The organism is Enterobacter cloacae complex sp. ECC445, assembly GCF_021892025.1.
Taxonomy (GTDB): Bacteria; Pseudomonadota; Gammaproteobacteria; order Enterobacterales; family Enterobacteriaceae; genus Enterobacter; species Enterobacter chengduensis.
Map to the genome: position 1 here is coordinate 460144 of NZ_JAKLRZ010000003.1, position 23594 is coordinate 483737.

Sequence of the window (23594 nt, forward strand, 5' to 3'; positions counted from 1 at the left end):
CGGCACTACGGGGCGTTATGCGCAGGATCGTTAACTTTCTGATGAACAATATTCGCGAGCATTTTATGCTCTATATCTTGCTGTGGGCGCTGCTGGCCATTATTGATTTTGTTTACATTGTATTTTACTGAAAAGCCGGACTGACAATAATTGACGTTAATTTATATTAGCTGAAACTCTTAATTTCATCTTGCCCGACCTCACTGAATTACATTAACCGATCCTTTTCAAAATCGCTGATATAAATAAAATAACGTTCCATATACTCTTTTTTCAGTTGCAATATTTCGCCGCCCCGTTCATTTTTAACTTTCTGTTAATCTGAAAATGGACATTCTAATGCAGTTGCGTAACGCCTCCCAACGCTACGGAATAATATCCATAGGTTTGCACTGGATATTTACTCTTGCCGTCTACGGTATGTTTGGACTTGGACTCTGGATGGTCACGCTCAGCTATTATGATGGCTGGTATCACCAGGCACCGGAGTTACATAAAAGCATTGGCGTCCTCCTGATGCTGGGGCTGGTTTTCCGCGTCATCTGGCGGCATATTTCCCCGCCGCCCGCCGCGCCGAAGACCCACAGCAAACTGACTCGCGTCAGTGCAGTCGCCGCGCATATTGCCCTCTACGCGCTGCTGTTTGCCATCCTGATTAGCGGCTATCTCATTTCGACGGCTGACGGTAAGCCGATTAGCGTCTTTGGACTTTTTGACGTCCCGGCAACGCTCAGCGATGCGGGCGCTCAGGCGGATACGGCAGGGGTTATTCACCTCTGGCTTGCGTGGAGCGTCGTCATTCTGTCCGTACTGCACGGGCTTGCCGCCCTTAAACACCATTTTATTGATAAAGACGATACGCTTAAGCGCATGCTTGGCCGCTCGTCAGCTGACTCTGGAGCATAAAATGAAAAAACACCTGCTGGGTATCGCACTGGGTTCTCTGTTATTTACCGCCGGTTCCGCCGTGGCTGCGGATTATAAAATTGATAAAGAGGGCCAGCACGCCTTCGTCAATTTCCGTATTCAGCACCTGGGATACAGCTGGCTGTACGGCACCTTTAAGGATTTTGACGGCACGTTCACCTTTGACGACAAAAATCCCGCGGCCGATAAGGTCAATGTGACCATTAATACGAACAGCGTCGACACAAACCATGCAGAGCGCGATAAACACCTGCGCAGTGGGGAATTCCTGAATGTCGCGAAATTCCCACAGGCGACCTTCACCTCCACGAACGTAAAGAAAGACGGCGATAAGCTGAATATTACCGGCAACCTGACGCTTAATGGCGTAACAAAACCGGTCACGCTTGATGCTAAATTACTGGGTCAGGGTGACGATCCCTGGGGCGGTAAACGCGCAGGGTTTGAAGCGGCAGGGAAAATTCATCTGAAAGATTTTAATATCACAACGGATTTAGGCCCGGCGTCTCAGGACGTGGAGCTGATTATTTCCGTTGAAGGTGTACAGCAGAAATCATAATAGTTTCGCCCGGCAGGTTTTTACCTTGCCGGGCGTTATTATCATTCCGGGTCGGGGATACCCAGTTTGGTGTTCAGACGGCCGCGTGATTTATTGAAAATCTTGTTGCCGTTTTCACGTCCCGCACGACGGCGACGCTGCTCTTCTTCCGGCAGGATGCTCTCTTCGCTGCACAGCTCGCTGCAGCAGCCGTTAAACTTCTCGGCACAGGCCGGGCACTGAATGAACAGCAGATGACACCCGTCATTTTTGCAGTTGGTGTGGGTATCGCACGGCGCGCCGCACTGGTGGCACTGGGCAATCACATCTTCCGAAATACGCTCACCCATACGCTCGTCAAAGACAAAGTTTTTCCCGATAAAGCGTACCGGTAACCCCTGCTCGCGGGCGCGGCGGGCGTACTCAATAATGCCGCCTTCAATGTGCCAGACCTTACTAAAGCCGTTGTGCTTCATCCACGCGCTGGCTTTTTCGCAGCGGATACCGCCGGTGCAGTACATAACGATCTTTTTATCTTTATGTTCCTGCATCATCTCAACCGCTTTCGGCAGCTGTTCGCGGAAGGTATCGGCCGGGATTTCCATCGCGTTCTCAAAATGCCCCACTTCGTACTCGTAGTGGTTACGCATATCGATGAACACGGCATCCGGATCGTCCAGCATCGCATTGACTTCCGCCGCCTTCAGGTATTCACCGACGTCCGCCGCGTTAAACTCAGGATCGTCGATACCGTCCGCCACGATGCGTTCACGCACCTTCATGCGCAACACCCAGAAGGATTTGCCGTCATCATCCAGGGCAATGTTCAGGCGCAAGCCGTTAAGGGCCGGGTCAAACTGATAGAGTACGTCACGGAAGGCGCTGACGTTGCTTTCCGGTACGCTAATCTGCGCGTTGATGCCTTCACGGGCAAGGTAGACGCGGCCGAAGACGTTCAGCGCGGTGAACGCCTGGTAGAGCGCATCGCGGGTCGCCTGCGGATCGTCAATGGTGAAGTATTTGTAGAATGAGATGGTCGTGCGCGGTTCGGTTTCAGCCAACATGCGCGCTCTTAACATCTCATTCGATACGCGGTTGTGTAACACTGGCATGGTGTACAGTCCTGGAATCGTTAGAGAGAATGAAAAATCGGTCGGCATCATATAGCAAACAAAACCAATTTACATCCACACAATTTACGCTACATTTCACTCACCCTGATTAATCAGGGATAACAATTGCTGTATTCGTGCACGTTTCGAAAGCAGATATTTTGGCTACGTCTCAAAAAATGAGACACTAGCAAAACAGGACGTTTACACACAGGAAAGACATGACCCAGTTACCAAAATTTACTGCTGCCCTTTTGCATCCCCGCTATTGGTTGACCTGGCTTGGCATAGGCTTTTTATGGCTACTGGTACAGCTTCCCTACCCTGTTATTTTCCGGCTGGGTAAATCTCTGGGCCGTTTCGCGCAGGCGTTTATGAAGCGCCGCGCCAGAATCGCGTACCGCAATCTTGAGCTGTGTTTTCCGCAGATGAGCGAATCAGAACGTCACGATATGGTCACGAAGAATTTCGAATCCGTCGGAATGGGGCTCATGGAAACCGGTATGGCGTGGTTCTGGCCGGACAAACGCATGGCTCGCTGGAGCGAGGTAACGGGAACCGGCATGGATCCGGTGCACACGCTTCAGGCCAACCAGACGGGCGTTCTGCTGATCGGCGTCCATTTTCTGACGCTGGAAATTGGTGCCCGCATGTTCGGCATGCAGGCCCCTGGCATCGGCGTTTATCGTCCAAACGATAACCCGGTCATCGATCTCATCCAGACCAACGGCCGCATGCGCTCCAACAAAAGCATGATCGACCGGAAGGATCTGAAGGGGATGATCCGCGCGCTGAAGTCCGGTGAAGTGGTCTGGTATGCGCCTGACCACGACTATGGCCCGCAGGCTAGCGTATTTGTTCCCTTCTTCGCCGTTGAAGAGGCCGCCACCACGACCGGAACCTGGATGCTGGCGCGCATGTCAAAAGCGGCCATCGTGCCTTTTGTTCCCCGCCGTAAGCCGGATGGATCGGGCTACGAGCTGATGATGCTGGAGCCGGAGCTCGCGCCGCCGCTCGACGATGCAGAAACCACCGCGCGCTGGATGAACAGCGTCGTGGAGAAGTGCATCATGCTGGCGCCAGAGCAGTATATGTGGCTGCACCGTCGCTTTAAAACGCGACCACAGGGCACGCCGTCCCGCTATTGATCCTCATGCGGCCCCGTCCGGGCCGCATCCCCTTTTAGCTTTAAAAGCTCACCCGCATTGCGGCAATCATAACCCAGGCGCATAATTAGCAGGCTTATTACCTTATGCTTCAGGTGCTCTGCACCTCATTATGCGGATTGTTATGTCACCCTCAGATGCCCCCATAAACTGGAAGCGTAACCTCACGGTTGCGTGGCTTGGCTGTTTTCTGACCGGCGCGGCGTTTAGCCTGATCATGCCCTTCCTGCCGCTCTACGTCGAACAGCTGGGCGTGACGGGCCACGGTGCGCTCAATATGTGGTCTGGCCTGGTCTTCAGCATCACGTTTCTCTTTTCCGCGATGGCCTCTCCTTTCTGGGGTGGCCTGGCCGATCGCAAGGGTCGAAAAATCATGCTGCTGCGTTCGGCGCTGGGGATGGCCATCATCATGGCGCTGATGGGCGTGGCGCAAAACGTCTGGCAGTTTCTGATCCTGCGCGCGCTGCTGGGCTTGCTGGGGGGATTTATTCCCAACGCGAATGCCCTGATTGCCACGCAGATACCCCGCCATAAAAGCGGCTGGGCGCTGGGCACGCTCTCCACCGGCGGCGTGAGCGGCGCTCTGCTGGGGCCGCTTGCCGGTGGATTGCTGGCGGATAACTACGGCCTGCGTCCGGTGTTCTTTATCACCGCCAGCGTGCTGTTCCTGTGCTTTATCGTCACCCTGCTCTGTATTCGTGAAAAATTCACGCCCGTCGCCAAAAAAGAGATGCTCCACGCCAGGGAGGTGCTGACCTCGCTTAAGAATCCCAGACTGGTGCTCAGCCTCTTCGTGACGACCCTGATTATTCAGGTGGCGACCGGGTCGATCGCCCCAATTCTGACGCTGTACGTGCGCGATCTGGCGGGCAACGTGAGCAATATTGCATTCATCAGCGGGCTCATTGCGTCCGTGCCCGGCGTGGCGGCGCTGTTGAGCGCCCCGAGGCTGGGCAAGCTGGGGGATCGCGTCGGTCCGGAAAAAATCCTGATCTGCGCGCTGGTGATTTCCGTCCTGCTGCTGATCCCGATGTCGATGGTGCAATCGCCGTGGCAGCTGGGCGTCCTGCGCTTTTTGCTGGGTGCTGCCGACGGCGCGTTACTGCCCGCCGTACAGACCCTGCTGGTCTACAACTCCACGAACCAGATTGCCGGACGTATTTTCAGCTATAACCAGTCATTCCGCGATATCGGTAACGTCACCGGACCGCTGCTCGGTGCCGGGATTTCCGCCAGCTTTGGTTTCCGCGCCGTTTTTATCGTGACGGCGGGCGTGGTGTTGTTCAATGCCATTTATTCGTGGCTCAGTTTATCCCGCGCGCTACGGCCGGTGGCGGAATAAGACGAACGCCTGAAGCTTATTTTCGCATTCATACTTGCAGAATCTGATATTCAGCTATTCTTTCCCTGAAACCTTCTGGAAAACAGGGAGACACCCATGACCATGTACGCCACGCTGGAAGAAGCGATTGATGCCGCTCGTGAAGAGTTCCTCGCCGATAACCCCGGCGTTGAGGAAGAAGATGCCGACGTGCAGCAGCTTAATATCCAGAAATACGTTCTACAGGACGGGGATATTATGTGGCAGGCCGAATTCTTTGCCGACGAAGGCGAAGAAGGGGAATGTTTGCCGATATTAAGCGGTGAAGGTGCGCAGGCCGTTTTTGATGGCGATTACGACGAGATTGAGCTGCGGCAGGAGTGGCTGGAAGAGAACACCCTGCACGAGTGGGATGAGGGTGAGTTTCAGCTCGAGCCGCCGCTGGATACGGAAGAAGGTCAAACCGCGGCCGATGAGTGGGACGAGCGTTAACTGACGCTACTCGTACGGGCCGTGGCTGGCGTCAATGGGCAGTAAGAGGGTGTCAAAAATCAGCGAGAACGGCAGATCGAGCACGGTCAGGTAGCGCCATGCTGAATCGCGGACATCCCATTTCACGCCCGGGTAATACTGATTCCCATGGCCCTGCCCTGGAATGGTGCGGCTGATGATGCTGCCGCAGCCGCTCAGCAGGCACGCCATCAATACGACGATGAGTATTTTCATGAGTCACCTCTAAAAAAATACCGGCGATTAAGCCGGTATTTTATCTGGCGGGTGGCGCTTCGCTTACCCGCCCTGGTTAACGACTGACTTCGTCTTTAGCGCCAGCGGATTCAGCTTAACGTCCTTGTAATAGTTCACCCACGAAGAGTATTTCTCCGGAGCGGACCACACGCGGTAGTGAAGACGCGCCATTGTCACCGGATCGCTCAACAGAACCAGACGGCGATCGCGATTGAGTTTTTCCGGGGTCTCGTTAAGCGCCTGCTCAACGTGACGATCGCGGGCAATCTCCAGCACCTGGCTGGCACGGTGACGCGCCGTCGCCATTGCCGTTGCCAGTGCGTTGAATGACGGGTTAAACACGGCGTGCATAAACCCATCGTCCAGCGAGCGATTGCGGTTCTGTTCCAGGTAACGATCGGTATCCACCAGCACCTGCGGCGGGGAATACTCTTCCGGGATCAGGAACAGCTTCCAGCGTTTGGTTCGCAGCCCCACCGTTGAACGGCTAGAGATGACGGAGACAAACGGCGACAGGATCAGGGAGAAGACAATCGGCGCCAGCCAGAACAGGAAGCGCAGATCCAGCCAGGCCATCCCGGCCGCCCACACCAACCCCAGCAGCAGCTGAGAACCGTGGCGCATAAAGGCTTCACCCCATGGCGTGGAGTCGTCATCACGCTGCGGTGAGTTCCAGACCACTTCCCAGCCCAGGAACGCACTGACCACAAACACGGTGTGGAACAGCATACGTACCGGCGCCAGCAGCACGGAGAAGAGCACTTCCAGCAGCAGTGAAAGGGTCACGCGGAAGAAACCGCCGTACTCTTTCGAGCCTTTGCACCAGATCAGGATGATGCTGAGCAGCTTAGGCAGGAACAGCAGCACCATGGTGGAGGCAAACAGCGCAATCGCCAGCTCCGGACGCCACTGCGGCCACACCGGGAACAGCTGGCGCGGTTGCAGGAAGTACTGCGGCTCTGTCAGGGCATGGACAACCTGCAGCGCGGTAGAGAGCGCGAGGAACATAAACCACAGCGGTGCGGAGAGATAAGACATCACGCCCGTCAGGAACACCGCGCGGTGAACAGGGTGCATCCCCTTCACCAGGAACAGGCGGAAGTTCATCAGGTTACCGTGACACCAGCGGCGGTCACGCTTGAGCTCGTCCAGCAGGTTTGGCGGCAGCTCTTCGTACGATCCCGGCAGGTCGTAGGCAATCCAGACGCCCCAGCCCGCACGGCGCATCAGCGCCGCCTCCACGAAGTCATGCGACAGAATAGAACCGGCAAACGAACCCTCGCCCGGCAGCGGTGCCAGCGCACAGTGCTCAATGAACGGCTTCACGCGGATAATGGCGTTGTGACCCCAGTAGTGCGACTCGCCCAGCTGCCAGAAGTGCAGACCGGCCGTAAACAGCGGGCCGTAAACGCGGGTGGCGAACTGCTGGCAGCGCGCATAAAGGGTGTCCATACCGGACGCTTTAGGCGAGGACTGAATGATACCCGCGTTCGGGTTGGCTTCCATCAGACGCACCAGACCGCTCAGGCAGTCACCGCTCATGACGGAGTCAGCGTCCAGCACCACCATGTAGCTGTACTGATTACCCCAGCGACGGCAGAAGTCATCGATGTTGCCGCTTTTACGCTTCACGCGACGACGGCGACGGCGGTAGAAGATCTGGCCTTCACCCTGCACTTCTGCAATCAGCTCCATCCACGCTTTTTGTTCCGCCACGCAGATATCCGGGTTGTAGCTGTCGCTCAGGATGTAAACGTCGAAATGCGCCGCGTTGCCGGTCGCCTTCACGGACTCCCAGGTCGCACGCAGGCCCGCAAATACGCGGTCGACGTCTTCGTTACAGATAGGCATGATCAGCGCGGTCCGGTGCTCGGGGTTGAGGGGTTCATCCCCGACCGTTGACGCTGAAATGCTGTATTTGTCCCGTCCCATCAGCAGCTGCAGGAAGCCCATCAGCGCGGTCCAGAAACCGGCCGAAACCCAGCAGAAGAGCACCGCGAACAGCAGAAGAATACCGCTCTGGAGGATATACGGCAGCAGCTGCATGAAGGAGACCCAGAGATCCTGGCCCATCATGTCCGTCGGGTTGATGAACGCCCAGCCCTGATAAGGCAGGATGGTTTTCATGTACCAGGTCGCGACGACCGTCTGCGCCAGCGTCAGAAGCAGCAGGATATAGCGACGGATGGTCCCCACGGTACGCCATTTCTGTTCGGACGCCTGCTCTTCTTTCGTCAGGCGCGACAGATAGCGCGGCGTCACATCACGCCCGCGCAGGCGATCCCAGAAGCGACCAACCGGGTTGGTGCGCCAGGGATCGGGGAACATCGAGGAACGCGTCGCCTTCGGCATCGCCTGAAGCTGATCGCGTCCTTCGTCGTCTTTAATCAACTGCCCTTCTGCCAGCGAGTCCGGCCAGGCCTGCTCCAGACGCGCCTTCACTGACCCGAGCGGCGTATCATCATCACGGGTGAACTGACGATGTTCGCCATCCAGCGCGGTGTGAACCGCGCGGATGTCGCTCTTAGGCAGTGCCGCTTTTTCGATATCCGTCAGCGGCATGGCATCAATATATTCAGATGTATTATTCATTGGCAGGTAGCTGATAGCTCCAGGTTTCACTCAGCGGCTGATCGTTACTGACCAGCGCAGCGCGCATTTCAGTGGTCTGTTTCGGATCTTTCACTTTCACGCGCAGGGTCAGACGCCAGCCTTTGGTTACCGGGTTATAACGCACGGTATTCTCAACGATTTCACCGTTATCACCGATGCTGGCCTGAGCGGCAACGGCGGTATCCGGTGACAGTTTCTTCATATCCTGGCCCGTGAAGTCCACGACAAACGCCACGGTACCGTCAGGCTGACGAATAAGATTAGACTGCTTCACATCACCCGTTGAGCGGCGAGTCTGCATCACATACGCGTTATCCGGCGCATGCAGCTTGTCTTCATCGCGGCTGAAGGTAATGGTGTACTTGAAGTTCATCTCTTTACCGGCTTCCGGCAGCTGATCCGGCGTCCAGTACGCGACGATGTTATCGTTGGTTTCGTCGTTGGTTGGAATTTCTACCAGCTCGACCTTACCTTTACCCCAGTCACCGTTTGGCGTGACCCAGGCGCTTGGACGCTGGTCATAGCGATCGTCCAAATCTTCAAAGCGGGAGAACTGACGACCACGCTGCAGCAGGCCAAACCCTTGAGGGTTTTCCATCGCGAAGCTGCTCACCGCCAGATGTTTCGGGTTGTTCAGCGGACGCCAGATCCACTCCCCGTTACCGGCATGAATAGACAGCCCGTTGGAGTCATGCAGTTCCGGGCGGAAGTTAGTTGCCGGCGACGGCTGGTTCGGCCCAAACAGGAACATGCTGGTCAGCGGCGCAACGCCGAGTTTGCCCACCTTATCACGCAGGTAAACCTTGGACTGCACGTCAACCACCGTGTCACGACCCGGCATAATCACAAAGCGATAGGCGCCGGTTGCACGCGGGGAATCCAGCAGCGCATAGATGGTCAGCCGTTTGTCCGTTGGTTTTGGACGTTCAATCCAGAACTCGCGGAAACGCGGGAACTCTTCACCTGACGGCAGCGCGGTATCAATAGCCAGACCACGCGCGGAAAGCCCGTACACCTGCCCGGCGCCAATGACGCGGAAATAGCTGGCGCCCAGCATGCTCACGATTTCGTCGTTTTTATCTTTGCTGTTGATCGGGTAAAGCACCTTAAAGCCTGCGAAGCCCAGGTCTTTCACCGTATCTTTGTCGTGTTGGACATTGCCGAAATTGAAGTAATCCGGGCTGTACTTGATCTTACGTACCGCGGTCGCCGTCACTTCATTGATGGCAACAGGCGTGTCGAAGTACATACCCTGATGATAAAACTCAAGCTTGAACGGGGTTTTAATATTGCTCCAGTACGCTTTGTCGTGGTTGAACTGGATCTGCTGATAGTCCGCATACTTCATGTCGCGGAAAACGGAGGGCAAGTTACTTTTCGGCGCTTCGTAGCTCTTGCCTGCCATCGATTTTGCCTGTTTTGCGACATCGTCGATGTTAAAGGCCAGTGCCGATGAGGTATACAATGATAACACCACTGCAGCACCCAACCAACGCATTTTCATCATCTGTGGTTTATGTTTCATAATAAGTAAGCACTTCCCCCTTTGTGTGCTTATATCGATCCGATCCATTTTAATGGAAACTCAGGCAATCCGACAACATTATCACTGCTTTGTTCAGCTGCTGGCTCATGGAATAAGCAAATGAAAGAACCCGCTTTTCACTTTGCGTGCTTATCCTGGAGACAGGGTGTCGGTCTTGGTGTAGGGTTGGCTTCGAATGTAACCATTATGAGTCTTAGGGATAAGACGAAAAGTCTGAGAATGCACAACGTTATATGAGCACAACACCAACAGAACGTGAATATTTCCTCGACTCGATCCGGGCATGGCTGATGCTATTGGGGATCCCTTTTCACATATCACTGATTTACTCCAGCCACACCTGGCACGTGAATAGCGCGATGCCCTCCTGGTGGCTGACGCTGTTTAATGACTTTATTCACGCCTTCCGTATGCAGGTGTTTTTCGTCATTTCCGGCTATTTTTCCTACATGCTGTTTCTGCGATATCCGCTCAAACGCTGGTGGAAAGTGCGCGTAGAGCGCGTGGGGATCCCCATGCTGACCGCCATTCCGCTGCTGACGCTGCCCCAGTTCATTATGTTGCAATACGTAAAGGGCAAGGCCGAGAACTGGCCGAACCTTACGCCGTATGAAAAGTACAATACGCTGGTCTGGGAACTGGTGTCTCACCTGTGGTTCCTTCTGGTGCTGGTGGTGCTCACCACGGTGAGCCTGTTGATTTTCAGCCGCCTGCGCCACCATCTAAGCACGAGAGCCGACGCCTTCTTCGCTAACGTGACGATGGGCAGACTGTCGGTGCTCTTCCTGCTGTTGGGGATTGCCTATGCCGCCGTGCGACGGACCCTGCTCATCGTTTATCCGCCGATTTTGAGCGACGGATTATTTAACTTTGTCGTGATGCAGTCGCTGTTCTACATTCCGTTCTTTTTAATCGGCGCGCTGGCCTTTATTTACCCCAAACTTAAATCGCTGTTTATCACCCCGTCACCGTGGTGCGCGCTGGGGGCTACCCTCGCGTTCGCAGCCTATCTGCTGAACCAGCGCTACGGCAGCGGCGACGCCTGGATGTATGAAACGGAAAGCGTGATCACGATGCTGCTGGGCCTGTGGATGGTGAACGTGGTCTTTGCGCTGGGCCACCGTCTGCTTAACTTCAAGTCCAGCCGCGTGACCTACTTCGTGAATGCGTCACTGTTTATCTATCTGGTGCATCACCCGCTGACGCTTTTCTTCGGGGCTTACATCACGCCGCACATCGCCTCCAACACGCTGGGCTTCTTTACCGGGCTGGTGTTTGTGGTGGGCGTAGCGATCGTCCTTTACGAAATCCACCTTCGAATCCCGCTCCTGCGTTTCCTCTTCTCAGGAAAACCACCTGCGAAAGCCGCGTAAACAGCGCGGCGCATTCAATGCGCCGCGTTGGCTTCAGCTTTCCAGCTCCTGTCTGCGCTGGGTCAAAAGCCGCTGATAAAGATGCAGGGTATCGTCGTCGAAACAGACAAAAATGACCTTCTCTGGCAGCGGTTTTAAAGATAAATAGCGGTAAACGGTTTCGACGGCGATGGTTGCGGCGGCGGCCTTAGGGTAACCATACACGCCGGTGCTAATGGCCGGGAATGCCATCGTTTTATAACCGTTGTCGGCGGCCAGTCGCAGACAGTTCCGGTAAGCCTCTTCCAGAATACTCGCTTCGTGCCGATCCCCGCCATGCCAGACGGGCCCTACGGCATGAATAACCGCTCTGGCAGGCAGGTTGCCCGCCAGCGTAATGACCGCGTGACCGGGAGGACACTCGCCCTGCTGTTGCCGGACAATTTTACAGGCTTCCAGCAGCTGCGGTCCGGCAGCCCGGTGGATAGCCCCGTCCACGCCGCCGCCCCCCATCAGGGATGGATTGGCCGCATTGACGATAACGTCGACGTGCAGTGTCGTAATATCGCCATGAATAATTTCAATTTGCGGTTTCATAAAGCCCCTCTGCAACCCGCCTTTTTCTTAAGTGTATCGCAGAGGAGACCGGGAGAAAAAACTATCAGAAAAAATCCTCTTCTACCGCAGGGCGGGAGAGTACGCATTAGCGATACTGGATTTCGACAACCGCGAGCGTTTTTTCAGGATTAAGGTATTTCATATTAAGCGTCGCCAGGCTTGAGTCGCTCACTTTCCCGTTAAGCGCCTCTTCATAGCTGACCATACGCGTTTGCATACGGTTATTTATTGGACATGACATGGCAAACTGTTGCTTCTGCGGAGTGACTTCACAAGGGTCTGCGACAATGGCTCCGCGGAAATGAATGACGCCACCGTCAACAACGGTGGCCGAATAGGCCGGTATACTGAAAGCAGAAACGAACAGACCCAGACCTGCCGCGAGTCGAGCAAAAGCGTTGTTCATTATAAGTACTCCTCAATGAAAATCGTCCATGAGGGGTAAACGCGCTTCATTTATGGCAAACGAAGTTTCACGTACGGAACATAACAACCAGGTCCCTGATATCAGCATAGCCCAACGGCGCAGCCTCGCCACATTCGCAACATATTGATTTCATGAATGTTTAGAGCGATCGTTCCGCTGGCGACCACTGCTGTGATAAATGTAGCGCTTTACCGTCTGTAACGGTGACAACGATGCTTACCGTGTCACCCGCGCTTATATTTAAACTCAGGCGCATTAAATCAATCGTCTGATTAGCGGGGATAAAAAGCGTGTTTTGCTGTCTGGAAGAACTTTGTCCCCCCTGCCCTTCACGCACAGAAACGATCTGAACCTGACAATCACACGATTGTGCCAGAGTGACCTGCGGAATGATGGTGGTCATATTTTCCTGCTGCGACGTTTTGAAGGTTATCTGGCTCGACAGGGCGGCAAGGAGAATTAAGGTATTCATGATGAACTCCCGAAAAAAAAACAGGGCATCAGCCCTGTTTTTTGTAGCACAGATTTCAGTATCAGTACTGATGGGCTGTCGCGTGGTTACCGAAACCAATCTGGGTAACGTTAACAGTCGAGTTCGAAGCAGTCTGGTCTACGAGGGCACCGTTAAAGCCGCCGGACTGGCTAACGTTCATTTTGGAATTTTTACTGTTCCACTGATCAAGAGTTGCACTGTTGCCGAAACCGTTCTGGCTCAGGTTAATTTTACTGTCATCAGAACCCTGACCAACGTCGGCGCCGTTGCCGCCACCGGTCTGGCTAATATTCAGGACGGAATTTCTGGCATCTGTCTGCAGGGCTACCGCAGAGTTACCGCCACCGTTCTGATAAATATTCAGGGTTGAATTTGGGCCACCGTAACCACCATGACCATGATCATCACCCCAGCCGCCTTGATTAATCATACCAGCCATAGCACTACCAGAAACTACGATTGCTGCAAGCGCTGCCACTTTGAAAAATTTCATGGTAAACCCCCGTCGGATTGATTAAAGTCGTCGCGAAAGCATTAATGTTGAATAACGTTAATCGCCATTTGCGACTGTTTCTGCACTACAACTGCGGTTTTCTGCGTACCGTACTGCGTAATATTTGCTCTATTACCCGACCCTTGCTGGATAATTTTCGCGCTATTACCGTATCCATCTTGCGTAATACCTGCATCATTCCCGTTACCGCTCTGAGCGATCCAGGCAATATTGTAACTCCCTGATTGATCAACTCTCGCTCTGTTTCCTGCCCCATCCTGGGAAACAATGGATAGAAGTTTTGAACCTTCCTGGCGAACCTGAGCGTTATTAAAAACCCCCTGTTGACCAATAATGGCTGCCTGATTTAATGATGAAAGACTTAATTCGTTCACCGCAAAGTTATATTCAGCATTGGCTAAATCTGAATTCGCTGCGGTTACAAATCCAGGCGCACCCAGTAATGTAAACACCATAAATAACGATGTGTATTTCATGTTGTCACCCTGGACCTGGTTATTGAATCACGCCATAACCGTACAACCGTGTTACTTGTAAAAACGTTTCGTATTGTGTTAACGCGTCGTTACGGTGAAGAGTATGTCCGCTGAAACATTTTAAATATCTCACCCGCGCGCCTTATTTTTATTTATCGGCTCACCACAAAGTCGTATTTTTCATCAAAAATCACTTTAATCAGGCCAGCTTATATTTTTTATTGCAGATCGCGAACCGTGAGGTTGTACAACGAGACGAAGGCTGTCCACGCTTCCTTCCGCGTTGTTTAAACGTAGCGGCAGAAGAGGGTTTTTTCTCAAGCGTGACACGAAGCCCGTTTTCTTAAGGCAGGCAGCCACTCAATTTTGGACTTAGAAATAATCGGCAACTCATACTGAATCAACCTTGTAAAAAAATAATAAATAAACATTAAAATCATGCAGATAAAAATATTTGTATGATTTTTAAAATCTGTGCAGTTGTATTAGAGTGTACAACTTTCGCATCAATTTCTATCATTCCATACAATCAATTTTCACAAATTAATATTGATTTTTACATTCTGTTACACGTTTAACACTTGATTTAAACTTCGTAAAAGCTAGATTGAAATTAGATGTACGAAATTGGTTTTATATTTACCTCCCTGTGGAGGTTATGGTCTGATTCTACACACAGCAGTGCAACATCTGTCAGTACTTCTGGGGGCCTCTGTTAAAAAGGAGGCCAGCTGCCAGGTGCCAAAAAAAAGTGGGGTTTCATCATGTATAATGAAGTCCATAGTTTACATGGTCATACATTACTGTTGATCACAAAACCTTCTTTGCAAGCGACAGCGTTATTACAACATTTAAAGCAATCTTTATCACTGAACGGGAAATTGCATAATATTCAACGTTCTTTTGATGATATTGCACCTGGCAGCATCATTCTGTTCGATATGATGGAAGCTGATAAAAAGCTTATCCATTACTGGCAAGATATTTTAAGCAGGAAAAACAATAATATCCGCGTGCTATTATTGAACACTCCTGATGAGTATCCTTTTAGAGATATTGAGAGCTGGCCGCATATCAATGGCGTATTCTACGTCACGGAAGAAGAAGACCGGGTTGTTGAGGGCCTGCAGGGTATATTGCGCGGAGAGTGTTATTTCTCGCAAAAGCTTGCCAGCTATCTCATCACGCACTCCGGAAATTATCGCTATAACAGTTCAGAGTCAGCACTGCTCACGCACCGTGAGAAAGAGATCCTGAATAAGCTACGCATTGGTGCTTCAAATATTGAAATCGCCCGTTCGTTATTTATCAGCGAAAATACGGTAAAGACGCACCTTTATAATCTTTTCAAGAAGATAGCTGTGAAAAACCGAACTCAGGCGGTTTCGTGGGCAAACGATAACCTCAGGCGTTAATCACATGAAGCGCACGTTGAGTTGGATCGCCGCAGCGGGTTTCCTGCTCGCTGCTGGGAATCTGAAGGCCGTCGAGGTCGAAGTTCCCGGATTGTTAACAGACCACACCGTCTCGTCGATCGGGCACAGCTTTTACCGTGCCTTCAGCGACAAATGGGACAGTACCTATACGGGTAATATAACAATCAACGAGCGGCCCAGTGCACGATGGGGAAGTTGGATAACGATAACGGCTAATCAGGACGTTATATATCAAACGTTTTTATTTCCGACCAAACTCGACTTCGATAAAAACGTAGCCCTGGCACTGGCACAATCCGAAGACGCTATTAATCGCCTGCAAATAGATAAAGCGCTATTAAGCACCCGCGATTTAGCAAAAGACGAGTTCTAGCGAACCGATATCTGGAGGCTGTCATGCGTATTGCATATGCAGTTGTTTCAATAATGCTGATCACACCGATAAGCTGGGCCGGAAATATGACGTTTCAGTTCCGTAACCCTAACTTCGGCGGTAACCCTAACAACGGCGCGTTTCTGCTGAATGAGGCTCAGGCGCAAAACTCCTATAAGGACCCAAGCTACAAGGATTATAGCGTGGATACCCCCTCCGCACTGGACAACTTCACCCAGGCTATCCAGTCGCAGATTTTAGGCGGTTTGCTCACCAATATTAATACCGGTAAACCCGGCCGAATGGTGACCAACGACTTTATTGTTGATATCGCCAACCGGGACGGACAGCTTCAGCTGAACGTGACCGATCGTAAAACCGGGAAAGTCTCAACCATTCAGGTTTCCGGTCTACAAAACGATTCAACTAACTTCTAAACAACAACGAAATAAGGACAACAATCATGCAGCGCTTCCTGATATTTGTTGCAGTGTGCTTATTGAGCGGTTGTTTAACTGCTCCACCCAAAGAAGCTGCAAAACCCACATTAATGCCTCGGGCCCAAAGTTATCGTGATTTAACGCATTTACCTTCTCCTACGGGGAAAATATTTGTCTCCGTGTACAATATTCAGGATGAAACCGGGCAATTTAAACCTTACCCGGCAAGTAACTTCTCCACGGCCGTGCCGCAAAGCGCCACCGCGATGCTGGTTACCGCGCTTAAGGATTCACACTGGTTTATTCCCCTTGAGCGTCAGGGGCTGCAGAACCTGTTGAATGAGCGCAAAATTATTCGTGCCGCACAGGAAAATGGCACCGTCGCGGACAACAACCGTACGCCTCTGCAATCTCTGGCGGCGGCGAACGTGATGATTGAAGGGTCGATAATTGGTTACGAAAGTAACGTTAAATCGGGGGGTGTGGGCGCGCGGTACTTCGGTATCGGTGCGGATACCCAGTACCAGCTCGACCAAATCGCGGTTAACCTGCGCGTGGTCAACGTCAGCACCGGCGAAGTGCTCTCTTCGGTGAACACCAGTAAAACCATTCTGTCTTATGAAGTTCAGGCGGGGGTATTCCGCTTCATCGATTACCAGCGTTTGCTGGAGGGTGAAATTGGCTACACCTCTAACGAACCGGTCATGATGTGTTTGATGTCAGCCATTGAAACCGGCGTGATCTTCTTAATCAACGATGGTATCGATCGCGGGCTGTGGGATCTGCAAAACAAAGCGGACGTGCAGAATCCAATCCTGGTGAAATACCGCGATATGTCAGTACCTCCGGAATCCTGACGGGAAGCGCGTAAAAAAGGCGAGATGATTATCTCGCCTTTTTTTATTCACTCACTGCCGTGACGTTTTGCGCTTTCTCCCGCCGCGACGCCAGCCAAAGACCGCTGTTTTTCATGGCATAGCCAAACAGCAACCCCAGCGCCAGGGAGGGGACCACCAGCTTCCAGTCACCCTGCCCCGCAAAGGTCGCGCACGCCCCCATAAAGGTTCCCGGCACAAACGACAGCAGCAGATGCTTAGCCTGGATGCACATCAGGAAGGCAACCACGCCCGTCATGATGTATCCCAGCATCTCCAGATGCGGCGCCAGCGCGCTGCCTTTCATGATGACCAGCGCCCAGATAACCCCGCTCATCAGCGTGCAGCCTGAGATGAAGAGCCCTTTGACGCCCCCCTGCGGGCAGGCGAAATAGGCCGTACAGCCAAGGAATCCGGCCCAGCTGAGCAATCCGAGAGACACGGCCACCCATCCCCAGAGTCCGGAGAGAATGCCCGTCGTTATTGCGATAGAAAGTAATATGTTCATGGCGCGCATCTTAGCAGAAGCGCACCATAGAAATGCGATCAGAAGCACATTATGTGCAAATTGAAATGTTGAGTTGCAGAATTTGTGTGATTTAAATCACTCTTCACTCTCTTCTTCCAGCTCATCCCACATCGCCGCGATCGCGTCGCGGGTGAGCGGTGCCAGCGTCCTCCAGAATGGCGAGGCGGCATGCGCTTCTACTTTACCCAGGAATGTTCCCACCCACGGCAGCAGATACGTTTCGAACAGGGTTTCGATGGCTTCGTTCTCATCATCCCCGGCGTTGTCTTCGATCCAGGAGGCAGCCAGCAGCAGCGTACCGATATGATCGGCTGGCGTATCGCTCAGCGGCATACCGCGCGAGGAAAGGAATGCACGCACTTCCGCTTCCGTCGCCCCTTCCTGCCAGGCGGAACGGTATGGCGAAACGCGGCACTCATCGCCGACGAACAGCGCATTGTAGTCCGTCGCGATCTGCTGCATATCGCAGCTTTTTTGCAGACGTTCCAGTAAATCATCCTGTTCCAGCGGCCAGTTCTGCGCCAGTTTGCCTTCACGAATTAACGTAAAAAGCGGAACCAGCAGCGGGTCCTGCGGCTGGCGATAATAGAGCGTACCCAGCACGCGACAAAGGATGGAGAACTCGTTCATTTTTATTATTCCATTACACAATTAAAGACTGGCAAATTCGTCAATCGGCTCCATGCCGCGCGACTCGAGGAAATCGAGCATGCGGCGTGGGGTGACGTTGAGGATTTGCCCTTCCGGGAAGTTGACATCATTCAGCACCTTAAGGCACTCGCTGAAATCACCCAGCGTAAACGCGGTATGCGAATCGGAGCCCAGCGCCACCATGCCACCGGCATCACGAACGGCAGCGGCCACCTCACGACAGTTAGCTTCACTGCCCTTGCGCGAGTGAACGAAGGAGGAGTTGTTGATCTCCAGCGCCACGCGGTGCTTCGCTGCCGCCTGCGCGACGGCCTGAATATCAATGGGGTACTTCGGGTTACCTGGATGGCTGATAATGTGCACATTGCCGCTGGCAATGGTGGCAATCATCGCCGCGGTGTTGGTCTCTTTATCCTGCGGGGGGAAAACCGGCTCATGGAAACCGGCGAGGATAAGGTCGAGCGACGTCAGCATCGGGCCGGTGCAGTCGATCTCACCGTCGGTATTTTTGATGTTTGCCTCAATGCCGCGCAGTATCCCAATGCCGTCCACCAGACGTGGCCAGATACGCATATTCACAAAATGCCAGTAGTGCGGCGCATCCGCCATGTCCGGGCCATGATCGGTGATAGCGAAAAGCTTAATGCCCTTCAGCTTTGCCTGGGCGATATAATCATGGAGGTTGCTATACGCGTGGGTGCTGGCGACGGTGTGCATATGCAGGTCAACGGGATACATCTCTCTCTCCTCTGCGGTTTTTCCAAAGGATAGCAGTTATCAGCGGCGAATATTAGCAAAAACCCGGCGAACGCCGGGTTTCTCTCAGTAGCCGCGCCGTCTGTCGACCTGGCCGGTGACCGGGTTACCCTTTTCCATTTCGCTGATGGTATGGGAGATATACGCCACCGCCTCTGCCGGACGCGTCACGGCAGCCACGTGCGGAGTCATCGCCACGCGCGGATGCGTCCACAGCGGGCTTTCCGCGGGCAGCGGCTCGCGGCTATAGACATCCAGCATCGCGCCTTTCAGCTTTCCGCTATCCAGCGCCTTCAGCAGGTCGGACTCGACCAGATGCACCCCACGCGCCAGGTTCATCAAATAGCTTTGGTCGACGAGCTGGTTAAGCAGAGCTTCATTGATGATCCCTACCGTTTCCGCCGTGTTTGGCAACAGGTTGATCAGCACGCGCGTGCCTTTAAGAAACGCCGGAAGTTCATCCGTTCCGGCAAAGCTTTCTACGCCCGGATAGTTCTTACGGCTGCGGCTCCAGCAGCGCAGCGGAAAGCCCCACGGAGCGAGTGCTTCAGCCACTTTTGAGCCCAGCACGCCTGCACCGAGGATCCCGATAGTAAAGTCTTCGCGACGGTAATCCGGGAGCGGCTCCCAGTGGGCCTGCTGTTTAAAGGCCTGATAGTCATCAAAGCGGCGGAACCAGTGCAGCACCTGGCTGACGGCATATTCCTGCATTTGCTGGCCCATTCCGGTATCTTCCAGGCGGAAAAGGGGGATCTCTTCTGGCAGCATTTCAGGGTGTGCCTTCAGTTTGCTCAGAATGGAATCCACGCCTGCGCCCAGGGCAAAAACAGCCTTCAGCTTGCGGCCCTGGAGCATTTCTACCGGAGGATGCCAGACCAGCGCATAGTCAGCATGTTCATTATCGCCACGCTTCCACTCGCGAACGCGGGCGCCGGGTAATGCTGCCGTAAGCGCCTTGATCCAGTATGCCGTATCGAACGTGGGGTGATAGAAAAGTATATCCATAGTTATTCCTGCCTTTTATTGCGCTGATTTATTTTGCTTTTTCACTGGAGGGTCAGCATATCAAATTTATTGCGCGACTGTGTTGCTGATAAAAAAGACGCTTTCAGCACATTTAAGAATCATGTTGCCTGAAGTTTGTCTAAACGCGCTAAATTACTGAAAAAGTGAGTTGACGGGAGTTCGGCTTTTCCTTACATTAGCGCCCGTCCCGACAACAACGGGATGACAATATGGTGAGGTGTCCGAGTGGCTGAAGGAGCACGCCTGGAAAGTGTGTATACGGCAACGTATCGGGGGTTCGAATCCCCCCCTCACCGCCATATTTAAGATGAGAGCTCGTACGAAAGTACGGGCTTTTTTCTTTTATATTCTCCGAAAGGGGGGGATGAGAACCCCCGACCGGGGTTCGACAACTGGCGACAGCCAGTTGGACAGACTGGGAGCGCAGCGAACAGGCTGCCCGCAGGGCGAGCGAAGCGAGTCAATCCCCCCCTCACCGCCATATTTGAAGAAGAGCTCGCATGAAAATGCGGGCTTTTTTTTCGCATATTGCACATATGCAGGGGGGATGAGAACCCCCGACCGGGGTTCGACAACTGGCGATAGCCAGTTGGACAGACTGAGAGCGCAGCGAACAGGCTGCCCGCAGGGCGAGCGAAGCGAGTCAATCCCCCCCCTCACCGCCATATTTAAGATGAGAGCTCGTACGAAAGTACGGGCTTTTTTCTTTTATATTCTCCGAAAGGGGGGATGAGAATCTTAAAGCTCCCCTGCGCCGTATATGTCGGGTGGCGCTGCGCTTACCCGACCTACAAAAACTACTCTTCAACCATCTTCGCGTACTCTGCGGTCAGAAAATCTACCAGCGTCCTGACGGACGGCAGCAAACCGCGCCTTGACGGATAAACGGCGTGAATCACTTCCCGTCGCGGTTCCCATGCCTCAAGTACCCGAACCAGCTCTCCGGACGCAAGCTGATCCTTCACCATTAAAATCGGCAGCTGCACCACGCCGATGCCCGCCATGGCAGCTTCACGCAGCGCGAGCATATCGGTGGTGATCAGCCGGGGATGGTAATGGATTTCCGCTCTGGCGCCGTCGGGGCCACAGAGTTCCCATTTATGGATATGTTTACCCTCGCTCATGCTTAACCCGGGCCAGGCGCTGAGTTCTGACGGGGCGACCGGTTCTCCCATGCGTTGAATCAGCGTCGGACCGGCGACCAGACAATGCCCCCTGTCAGCCAGCACTCTTAACACCAGGTCGCTGTCATCAAACGGACGCGGGCGGACGCGAATCGCGATATCCACCCCCTCTCCCACCAGGTCGACCCGCCGGTTGGTCGCCTCCAGCTGAAGATTGATGCCGGGGTAGCGCGCCATAAATCTGGCCAGCATCGGACCCACGTGGACATGCAGCAGGGTTATCGGGCACGTGATCCTGACGACACCGCGCGGTTCGGCCTGCAGTGCCGCAACGGCTTCCTCGGCGGCTTCGGCCTCCACCATCATCGCTTTGCAGTGCTGATAAAAGGTCTGCCCGACCTCGGTCACCGTAAACTGCCGGGTTGTTGGGTGAATGAGCCGCACGCCAAGGCGTTCTTCCAGCTGCGCGATCCGGCGGCTTAGCCTGGACTTGGGCAGATCGAGCGCCCTTCCCGCCGCCGCAAAGCCACCGCTGTCCACCACCTTCACAAACCAGACGAAGTCATTGAGATCTTGCATACATCCTCATCGTTCTATTTTTAGAACAGTGAATGCCATTTTCACTATCTACCGGGATATTACCCCTGAATATAAGCTAATTACATCAACAGAACATCAGGAGTTAATCATGAAAAACATTACCGGCGTTTATACCGCTCCCCGCCAGCACTGGGTGGGAGATGGTTTCCCGGTCCGTTCAATGTTCTCGTATCAGACGCACGGCGAGTCTCTCAGCCCGTTCCTGCTGCTGGACTACGCGGGCCCGTACACCTTTCCGGCAGATGGGGCGAAACGCGGCGTAGGCCAGCACCCTCACCGGGGTTTTGAAACGGTCACCATCGTCTATTCCGGTGAAGTGGAGCATCGCGACTCCACCGGTAAAGGCGGCGTCATTGGTCCCGGCGACGTGCAGTGGATGACCGCAGGCGCAGGCATTTTGCACGAGGAGTTCCACTCCGCCGGGTTCTCGCAGAAAGGCGGCGAGCTGAAAATGATGCAGCTGTGGGTCAACCTGCCGGCGAAAGACAAGCTGGCGGTGCCGGGCTACCAGAGCATAACGAAGGATGCGATCCCGGTGGCGACGCTGCCTGACAACGGTGGAACGCTGCGGGTTATTGCCGGTCGCTACGACGAGGTTACCGGCCCGGCGCACACCTTCTCGCCGCTGAACGTCTGGGATATCGCGCTGAATCAGGGAAGCCATCTGACGCTCAACCAGCCCGAAGGCTGGAGCACCGCGCTGGTCGTGCTGGAAGGCAACATCACGGTGAACGGTACGGCTCAGGCAGGAGAAGCCCAGCTGGTCGTACTGAGTCAGGAAGGCGACAAGCTTCACCTGGAGGCGAACAGCGACGCAAAAGTGCTGCTGATGGCGGGCGAGCCGCTGCATGAACCCATCGTGGGCTATGGCCCGTTTGTGATGAACAGTAAAAGCGAAATCAACGAAGCCATTCGTGATTTCAACTCAGGCCGCTTCGGCCAGATCTAACGGTAATAAAGGAGAAGAACATGTCTACACCTGCGAATTTTAACGGCACGCGTCCGGTTATCGATGTTAACGATGCGGTGATGTTGCTCATCGATCACCAGAGCGGCCTGTTCCAGACCGTTGGGGATATGCCCATGCCGGAACTGCGCGCCCGTGCGGCTGCGCTGGCTAAAATCGCTACGCTGGCGAAGATCCCGGCGATCACTACCGCGTCCGTTCCGCAGGGGCCAAACGGTCCGCTTATTCCGGAGATCCACGCCAACGCGCCGCATGCGCAATACGTTGCCCGTAAAGGTGAGATCAACGCCTGGGATAATCCGGAGTTTGTGGCGGCGGTGAAAGCGACCGGACGCAAGACGTTGATTATCGCAGGCACTATCACCAGCGTCTGCATGGCCTTCCCGTCAATCAGCGCGGTTGCGGACGGGTATAAGGTGTTTGCGGTGATTGATGCCTCCGGTACCTACAGCAAAATGGCGCAGGAGATCACGCTGGCGCGCGTCGTGCAGGCAGGCGTGGTCCCGATGGATACGGCGGGGGTGGCCTCTGAGATCCAGCGTACCTGGAACCGTGAAGACGCGGCTGAATGGGCTGAGGTATATACCCATATCTTCCCGGCTTACCGGCTGCTGATCGAAAGCTACGGCAAAGCGCAGGAAGTGGTTAAAAACAGCGAAGTGCTCGATTCAAAGCGCTAATAACCCGTACTGCGGCATGAGCTGATTAAGGCTTAACCGAACGCACACGAATACAGAAAATCTGCTTGACCGTTTTAGCGCAACTCCCTATAGTAGCGCCCCGTTGCCCCCCCAAGCGGTCAGGCAGCAAAACAATATGGTGAGGTGTCCGAGTGGCTGAAGGAGCACGCCTGGAAAGTGTGTATACGGCAACGTATCGGGGGTTCGAATCCCCCCCTCACCGCCATATTTAAGATGAGAGCTCGTACGAAAGTACGGGCTTTTTTCTTTTATATTCTCCGAAAGGG

The 23594-nt window shown here is 53.8% G+C and carries 27 protein-coding genes, 2 tRNA genes and 1 other RNA gene; 16 read left to right on the forward strand and 14 right to left on the reverse strand.

What is annotated here, in order from left to right:
* The first annotated feature begins 17 nt into the window (after positions 1-17).
* The 3 genes from L6R44_RS05750 to L6R44_RS05760 all read left to right on the forward strand — a co-directional run bounded on the left by L6R44_RS05750 (position 18) and on the right by L6R44_RS05760 (position 1486).
* Complete coding sequence (locus tag L6R44_RS05750; RefSeq protein ID WP_032639612.1) at positions 18-131, forward strand: YceO family protein; 114 nt, start codon at positions 18-20, stop codon at positions 129-131.
* 208 nt (positions 132-339) lie between these two features.
* Complete coding sequence (locus L6R44_RS05755; RefSeq protein WP_237423538.1) at positions 340-906, forward strand: cytochrome b; 567 nt, start codon at positions 340-342, stop codon at positions 904-906.
* Position 907: 1 nt separating this feature from the next.
* A complete protein-coding gene (locus L6R44_RS05760) occupies positions 908-1486 on the forward strand; it encodes a YceI family protein (protein ID WP_237423539.1) in 579 nt (192 codons plus the stop codon).
* Positions 1487-1527: 41 nt separating this feature from the next.
* Here L6R44_RS05760 and trhO read toward each other — a convergent pair whose 3' ends face one another.
* Positions 1528-2577: an oxygen-dependent tRNA uridine(34) hydroxylase TrhO gene (trhO, locus tag L6R44_RS05765; RefSeq protein ID WP_237423540.1), complete on the reverse strand. Its 1050-nt coding sequence runs from the start codon at positions 2575-2577 to the stop codon at positions 1528-1530.
* Positions 2578-2798: 221 nt separating this feature from the next.
* On the opposite strand from trhO, the gene L6R44_RS05770 reads away from it, so the two are divergent.
* The 3 genes from L6R44_RS05770 (at position 2799) to L6R44_RS05780 (ending at position 5556) form a co-directional block, all read left to right on the forward strand.
* The gene (locus tag L6R44_RS05770) at positions 2799-3725 is read left to right on the forward strand and encodes a Kdo(2)-lipid IV(A) acyltransferase (RefSeq protein WP_032639605.1); all 927 of its coding nucleotides are present in this window, start codon (positions 2799-2801) and stop codon (positions 3723-3725) included.
* 142 nt (positions 3726-3867) lie between these two features.
* Positions 3868-5085, forward strand: coding sequence for a multidrug efflux MFS transporter MdtG (mdtG, locus tag L6R44_RS05775; protein ID WP_237423541.1), 1218 nt, complete (start codon positions 3868-3870; stop codon positions 5083-5085).
* Between the two features lie 96 nt (positions 5086-5181).
* Positions 5182-5556: a MysB family protein gene (locus L6R44_RS05780; protein WP_023311118.1), complete on the forward strand. Its 375-nt coding sequence runs from the start codon at positions 5182-5184 to the stop codon at positions 5554-5556.
* Between the two features lie 6 nt (positions 5557-5562).
* Here the strand turns inward: L6R44_RS05780 and L6R44_RS05785 are convergent, their stop codons facing one another.
* The 3 genes from L6R44_RS05785 to mdoG form a co-directional block, all read right to left on the reverse strand.
* Complete coding sequence (locus L6R44_RS05785; protein ID WP_032639597.1) at positions 5563-5790, reverse strand: YceK/YidQ family lipoprotein; 228 nt, start codon at positions 5788-5790, stop codon at positions 5563-5565.
* Between the two features lie 63 nt (positions 5791-5853).
* On the reverse strand, positions 5854-8403 hold the full coding sequence (gene mdoH, locus L6R44_RS05790; RefSeq protein ID WP_077064578.1) for a glucans biosynthesis glucosyltransferase MdoH: 2550 nt from the start codon (positions 8401-8403) through the stop codon (positions 5854-5856).
* Positions 8396-9949, reverse strand: coding sequence for a glucans biosynthesis protein MdoG (gene mdoG / locus L6R44_RS05795; protein WP_021240787.1), 1554 nt, complete (start codon positions 9947-9949; stop codon positions 8396-8398). The genes mdoH and mdoG overlap by 8 nt, the downstream gene beginning before the upstream one ends.
* A 254-nt stretch (positions 9950-10203) precedes the next feature.
* Here mdoG and mdoC point away from each other — a divergent pair, with 254 nt between their 5' ends.
* Positions 10204-11343 (forward strand): glucans biosynthesis protein MdoC, encoded by a 1140-nt coding sequence (mdoC, locus tag L6R44_RS05800; RefSeq protein ID WP_032639594.1) that lies wholly within the window; start codon positions 10204-10206, stop codon positions 11341-11343.
* Positions 11344-11376: 33 nt separating this feature from the next.
* Here mdoC and ymdB read toward each other — a convergent pair whose 3' ends face one another.
* The 5 genes from ymdB to csgB all read right to left on the reverse strand — a co-directional run bounded on the left by ymdB (position 11377) and on the right by csgB (position 13850).
* The gene (ymdB, locus tag L6R44_RS05805; RefSeq protein WP_237423542.1) at positions 11377-11919 is read right to left on the reverse strand and encodes an O-acetyl-ADP-ribose deacetylase; all 543 of its coding nucleotides are present in this window, start codon (positions 11917-11919) and stop codon (positions 11377-11379) included.
* 106 nt (positions 11920-12025) lie between these two features.
* Positions 12026-12346: a type 1 fimbrial protein gene (locus L6R44_RS05810; protein ID WP_032639589.1), complete on the reverse strand. Its 321-nt coding sequence runs from the start codon at positions 12344-12346 to the stop codon at positions 12026-12028.
* A gap of 160 nt (positions 12347-12506) precedes the next feature.
* Positions 12507-12839 (reverse strand): curli assembly chaperone CsgC, encoded by a 333-nt coding sequence (csgC, locus tag L6R44_RS05815; RefSeq protein ID WP_032639587.1) that lies wholly within the window; start codon positions 12837-12839, stop codon positions 12507-12509.
* 61 nt (positions 12840-12900) lie between these two features.
* On the reverse strand, positions 12901-13353 hold the full coding sequence (gene csgA, locus L6R44_RS05820) for a curli major subunit CsgA (protein ID WP_032639585.1): 453 nt from the start codon (positions 13351-13353) through the stop codon (positions 12901-12903).
* A 41-nt stretch (positions 13354-13394) separates the two neighbouring features.
* On the reverse strand, positions 13395-13850 hold the full coding sequence (gene csgB, locus L6R44_RS05825; RefSeq protein ID WP_237423543.1) for a curli minor subunit CsgB: 456 nt from the start codon (positions 13848-13850) through the stop codon (positions 13395-13397).
* Between the two features lie 764 nt (positions 13851-14614).
* Here csgB and csgD point away from each other — a divergent pair.
* Genes csgD through csgG form a run of 4 tightly spaced genes read left to right on the forward strand, consistent with a single transcriptional unit; the run spans position 14615 to position 16956 of the window.
* Positions 14615-15265: a biofilm master transcriptional regulator CsgD gene (gene csgD, locus L6R44_RS05830; protein ID WP_021240790.1), complete on the forward strand. Its 651-nt coding sequence runs from the start codon at positions 14615-14617 to the stop codon at positions 15263-15265.
* Between the two features lie 4 nt (positions 15266-15269).
* Positions 15270-15659: a curli production assembly/transport protein CsgE gene (csgE, locus tag L6R44_RS05835; RefSeq protein WP_032639581.1), complete on the forward strand. Its 390-nt coding sequence runs from the start codon at positions 15270-15272 to the stop codon at positions 15657-15659.
* 23 nt (positions 15660-15682) lie between these two features.
* Positions 15683-16096 carry a curli production assembly/transport protein CsgF gene (gene csgF, locus L6R44_RS05840; RefSeq protein ID WP_032639579.1) on the forward strand — a complete coding sequence of 138 codons (414 nt, stop codon included), beginning with the start codon at positions 15683-15685 and terminating at the stop codon, positions 16094-16096.
* A gap of 26 nt (positions 16097-16122) precedes the next feature.
* Complete coding sequence (csgG, locus tag L6R44_RS05845; RefSeq protein WP_028019093.1) at positions 16123-16956, forward strand: curli production assembly/transport protein CsgG; 834 nt, start codon at positions 16123-16125, stop codon at positions 16954-16956.
* Positions 16957-16999: 43 nt separating this feature from the next.
* On the opposite strand, the gene L6R44_RS05850 is transcribed toward csgG, so the two are convergent.
* From L6R44_RS05850 to ghrA, 4 genes are all read right to left on the reverse strand, one after another.
* Positions 17000-17482, reverse strand: coding sequence for a DUF1097 domain-containing protein (locus tag L6R44_RS05850; RefSeq protein WP_077064580.1), 483 nt, complete (start codon positions 17480-17482; stop codon positions 17000-17002).
* Between the two features lie 96 nt (positions 17483-17578).
* The gene (locus tag L6R44_RS05855; RefSeq protein ID WP_032639575.1) at positions 17579-18133 is read right to left on the reverse strand and encodes a TorD/DmsD family molecular chaperone; all 555 of its coding nucleotides are present in this window, start codon (positions 18131-18133) and stop codon (positions 17579-17581) included.
* 21 nt (positions 18134-18154) lie between these two features.
* Complete coding sequence (locus L6R44_RS05860; protein ID WP_032639573.1) at positions 18155-18892, reverse strand: phosphatase; 738 nt, start codon at positions 18890-18892, stop codon at positions 18155-18157.
* A gap of 84 nt (positions 18893-18976) precedes the next feature.
* Positions 18977-19915: a glyoxylate/hydroxypyruvate reductase GhrA gene (gene ghrA, locus L6R44_RS05865; RefSeq protein WP_237423544.1), complete on the reverse strand. Its 939-nt coding sequence runs from the start codon at positions 19913-19915 to the stop codon at positions 18977-18979.
* A gap of 232 nt (positions 19916-20147) precedes the next feature.
* On the opposite strand from ghrA, the gene L6R44_RS05870 reads away from it, so the two are divergent.
* Positions 20148-20235 (forward strand) — tRNA-Ser (locus tag L6R44_RS05870).
* Between the two features lie 44 nt (positions 20236-20279).
* Positions 20280-20417: non-coding RNA, RtT sRNA (locus L6R44_RS05875), on the forward strand.
* Between the two features lie 316 nt (positions 20418-20733).
* Here L6R44_RS05875 and L6R44_RS05880 read toward each other — a convergent pair.
* Positions 20734-21639: a LysR family transcriptional regulator gene (locus L6R44_RS05880; protein ID WP_237423545.1), complete on the reverse strand. Its 906-nt coding sequence runs from the start codon at positions 21637-21639 to the stop codon at positions 20734-20736.
* Between the two features lie 109 nt (positions 21640-21748).
* Between L6R44_RS05880 and L6R44_RS05885 the strand changes: the two genes are divergently transcribed.
* The 3 genes from L6R44_RS05885 to L6R44_RS05895 all read left to right on the forward strand — a co-directional run bounded on the left by L6R44_RS05885 (position 21749) and on the right by L6R44_RS05895 (position 23533).
* Entirely contained in the window at positions 21749-22609 is an 861-nt protein-coding gene (locus tag L6R44_RS05885) for a pirin family protein (RefSeq protein ID WP_237423546.1), read from the forward strand.
* A 20-nt stretch (positions 22610-22629) separates the two neighbouring features.
* Positions 22630-23307 carry an isochorismatase family protein gene (locus L6R44_RS05890; RefSeq protein ID WP_237423547.1) on the forward strand — a complete coding sequence of 226 codons (678 nt, stop codon included), beginning with the start codon at positions 22630-22632 and terminating at the stop codon, positions 23305-23307.
* A gap of 138 nt (positions 23308-23445) precedes the next feature.
* Positions 23446-23533: transfer RNA gene (locus L6R44_RS05895), tRNA-Ser, on the forward strand.
* Positions 23534-23594: the final 61 nt, after the last annotated feature.

What these genes read in the sequence shown, in the direction of transcription:
- mdtG (WP_237423541.1), top strand. Translation starts at nt 3,868, where the DNA reads ATGTCACCCTCAGATGCCCCCATAAACTGGAAGCGTAACCTCACGGTT.
- mdoH (WP_077064578.1), bottom strand. Translation starts at nt 8,403, where the DNA reads ATGAATAATACATCTGAATATATTGATGCCATGCCGCTGACGGATATC.
- L6R44_RS05760 (WP_237423539.1), top strand. Translation starts at nt 908, where the DNA reads ATGAAAAAACACCTGCTGGGTATCGCACTGGGTTCTCTGTTATTTACC.
- trhO (WP_237423540.1), bottom strand. Translation starts at nt 2,577, where the DNA reads ATGCCAGTGTTACACAACCGCGTATCGAATGAGATGTTAAGAGCGCGC.
- L6R44_RS05810 (WP_032639589.1), bottom strand. Translation starts at nt 12,346, where the DNA reads ATGAACAACGCTTTTGCTCGACTCGCGGCAGGTCTGGGTCTGTTCGTT.
- csgD (WP_021240790.1), top strand. Translation starts at nt 14,615, where the DNA reads ATGTATAATGAAGTCCATAGTTTACATGGTCATACATTACTGTTGATC.
- L6R44_RS05860 (WP_032639573.1), bottom strand. Translation starts at nt 18,892, where the DNA reads ATGTATCCCGTTGACCTGCATATGCACACCGTCGCCAGCACCCACGCG.
- ghrA (WP_237423544.1), bottom strand. Translation starts at nt 19,915, where the DNA reads ATGGATATACTTTTCTATCACCCCACGTTCGATACGGCATACTGGATC.
- L6R44_RS05850 (WP_077064580.1), bottom strand. Translation starts at nt 17,482, where the DNA reads ATGAACATATTACTTTCTATCGCAATAACGACGGGCATTCTCTCCGGA.
- L6R44_RS05885 (WP_237423546.1), top strand. Translation starts at nt 21,749, where the DNA reads ATGAAAAACATTACCGGCGTTTATACCGCTCCCCGCCAGCACTGGGTG.
- L6R44_RS05855 (WP_032639575.1), bottom strand. Translation starts at nt 18,133, where the DNA reads ATGAACGAGTTCTCCATCCTTTGTCGCGTGCTGGGTACGCTCTATTAT.
- csgF (WP_032639579.1), top strand. Translation starts at nt 15,683, where the DNA reads ATGCGTATTGCATATGCAGTTGTTTCAATAATGCTGATCACACCGATA.
- mdoG (WP_021240787.1), bottom strand. Translation starts at nt 9,949, where the DNA reads ATGAAACATAAACCACAGATGATGAAAATGCGTTGGTTGGGTGCTGCA.
- L6R44_RS05770 (WP_032639605.1), top strand. Translation starts at nt 2,799, where the DNA reads ATGACCCAGTTACCAAAATTTACTGCTGCCCTTTTGCATCCCCGCTAT.
- csgE (WP_032639581.1), top strand. Translation starts at nt 15,270, where the DNA reads ATGAAGCGCACGTTGAGTTGGATCGCCGCAGCGGGTTTCCTGCTCGCT.
- L6R44_RS05785 (WP_032639597.1), bottom strand. Translation starts at nt 5,790, where the DNA reads ATGAAAATACTCATCGTCGTATTGATGGCGTGCCTGCTGAGCGGCTGC.
- csgG (WP_028019093.1), top strand. Translation starts at nt 16,123, where the DNA reads ATGCAGCGCTTCCTGATATTTGTTGCAGTGTGCTTATTGAGCGGTTGT.
- mdoC (WP_032639594.1), top strand. Translation starts at nt 10,204, where the DNA reads ATGAGCACAACACCAACAGAACGTGAATATTTCCTCGACTCGATCCGG.
- L6R44_RS05755 (WP_237423538.1), top strand. Translation starts at nt 340, where the DNA reads ATGCAGTTGCGTAACGCCTCCCAACGCTACGGAATAATATCCATAGGT.
- L6R44_RS05890 (WP_237423547.1), top strand. Translation starts at nt 22,630, where the DNA reads ATGTCTACACCTGCGAATTTTAACGGCACGCGTCCGGTTATCGATGTT.
- csgA (WP_032639585.1), bottom strand. Translation starts at nt 13,353, where the DNA reads ATGAAATTTTTCAAAGTGGCAGCGCTTGCAGCAATCGTAGTTTCTGGT.
- L6R44_RS05880 (WP_237423545.1), bottom strand. Translation starts at nt 21,639, where the DNA reads ATGCAAGATCTCAATGACTTCGTCTGGTTTGTGAAGGTGGTGGACAGC.
- L6R44_RS05780 (WP_023311118.1), top strand. Translation starts at nt 5,182, where the DNA reads ATGACCATGTACGCCACGCTGGAAGAAGCGATTGATGCCGCTCGTGAA.
- ymdB (WP_237423542.1), bottom strand. Translation starts at nt 11,919, where the DNA reads ATGAAACCGCAAATTGAAATTATTCATGGCGATATTACGACACTGCAC.
- L6R44_RS05750 (WP_032639612.1), top strand. Translation starts at nt 18, where the DNA reads ATGCGCAGGATCGTTAACTTTCTGATGAACAATATTCGCGAGCATTTT.
- csgB (WP_237423543.1), bottom strand. Translation starts at nt 13,850, where the DNA reads ATGAAATACACATCGTTATTTATGGTGTTTACATTACTGGGTGCGCCT.
- csgC (WP_032639587.1), bottom strand. Translation starts at nt 12,839, where the DNA reads ATGAATACCTTAATTCTCCTTGCCGCCCTGTCGAGCCAGATAACCTTC.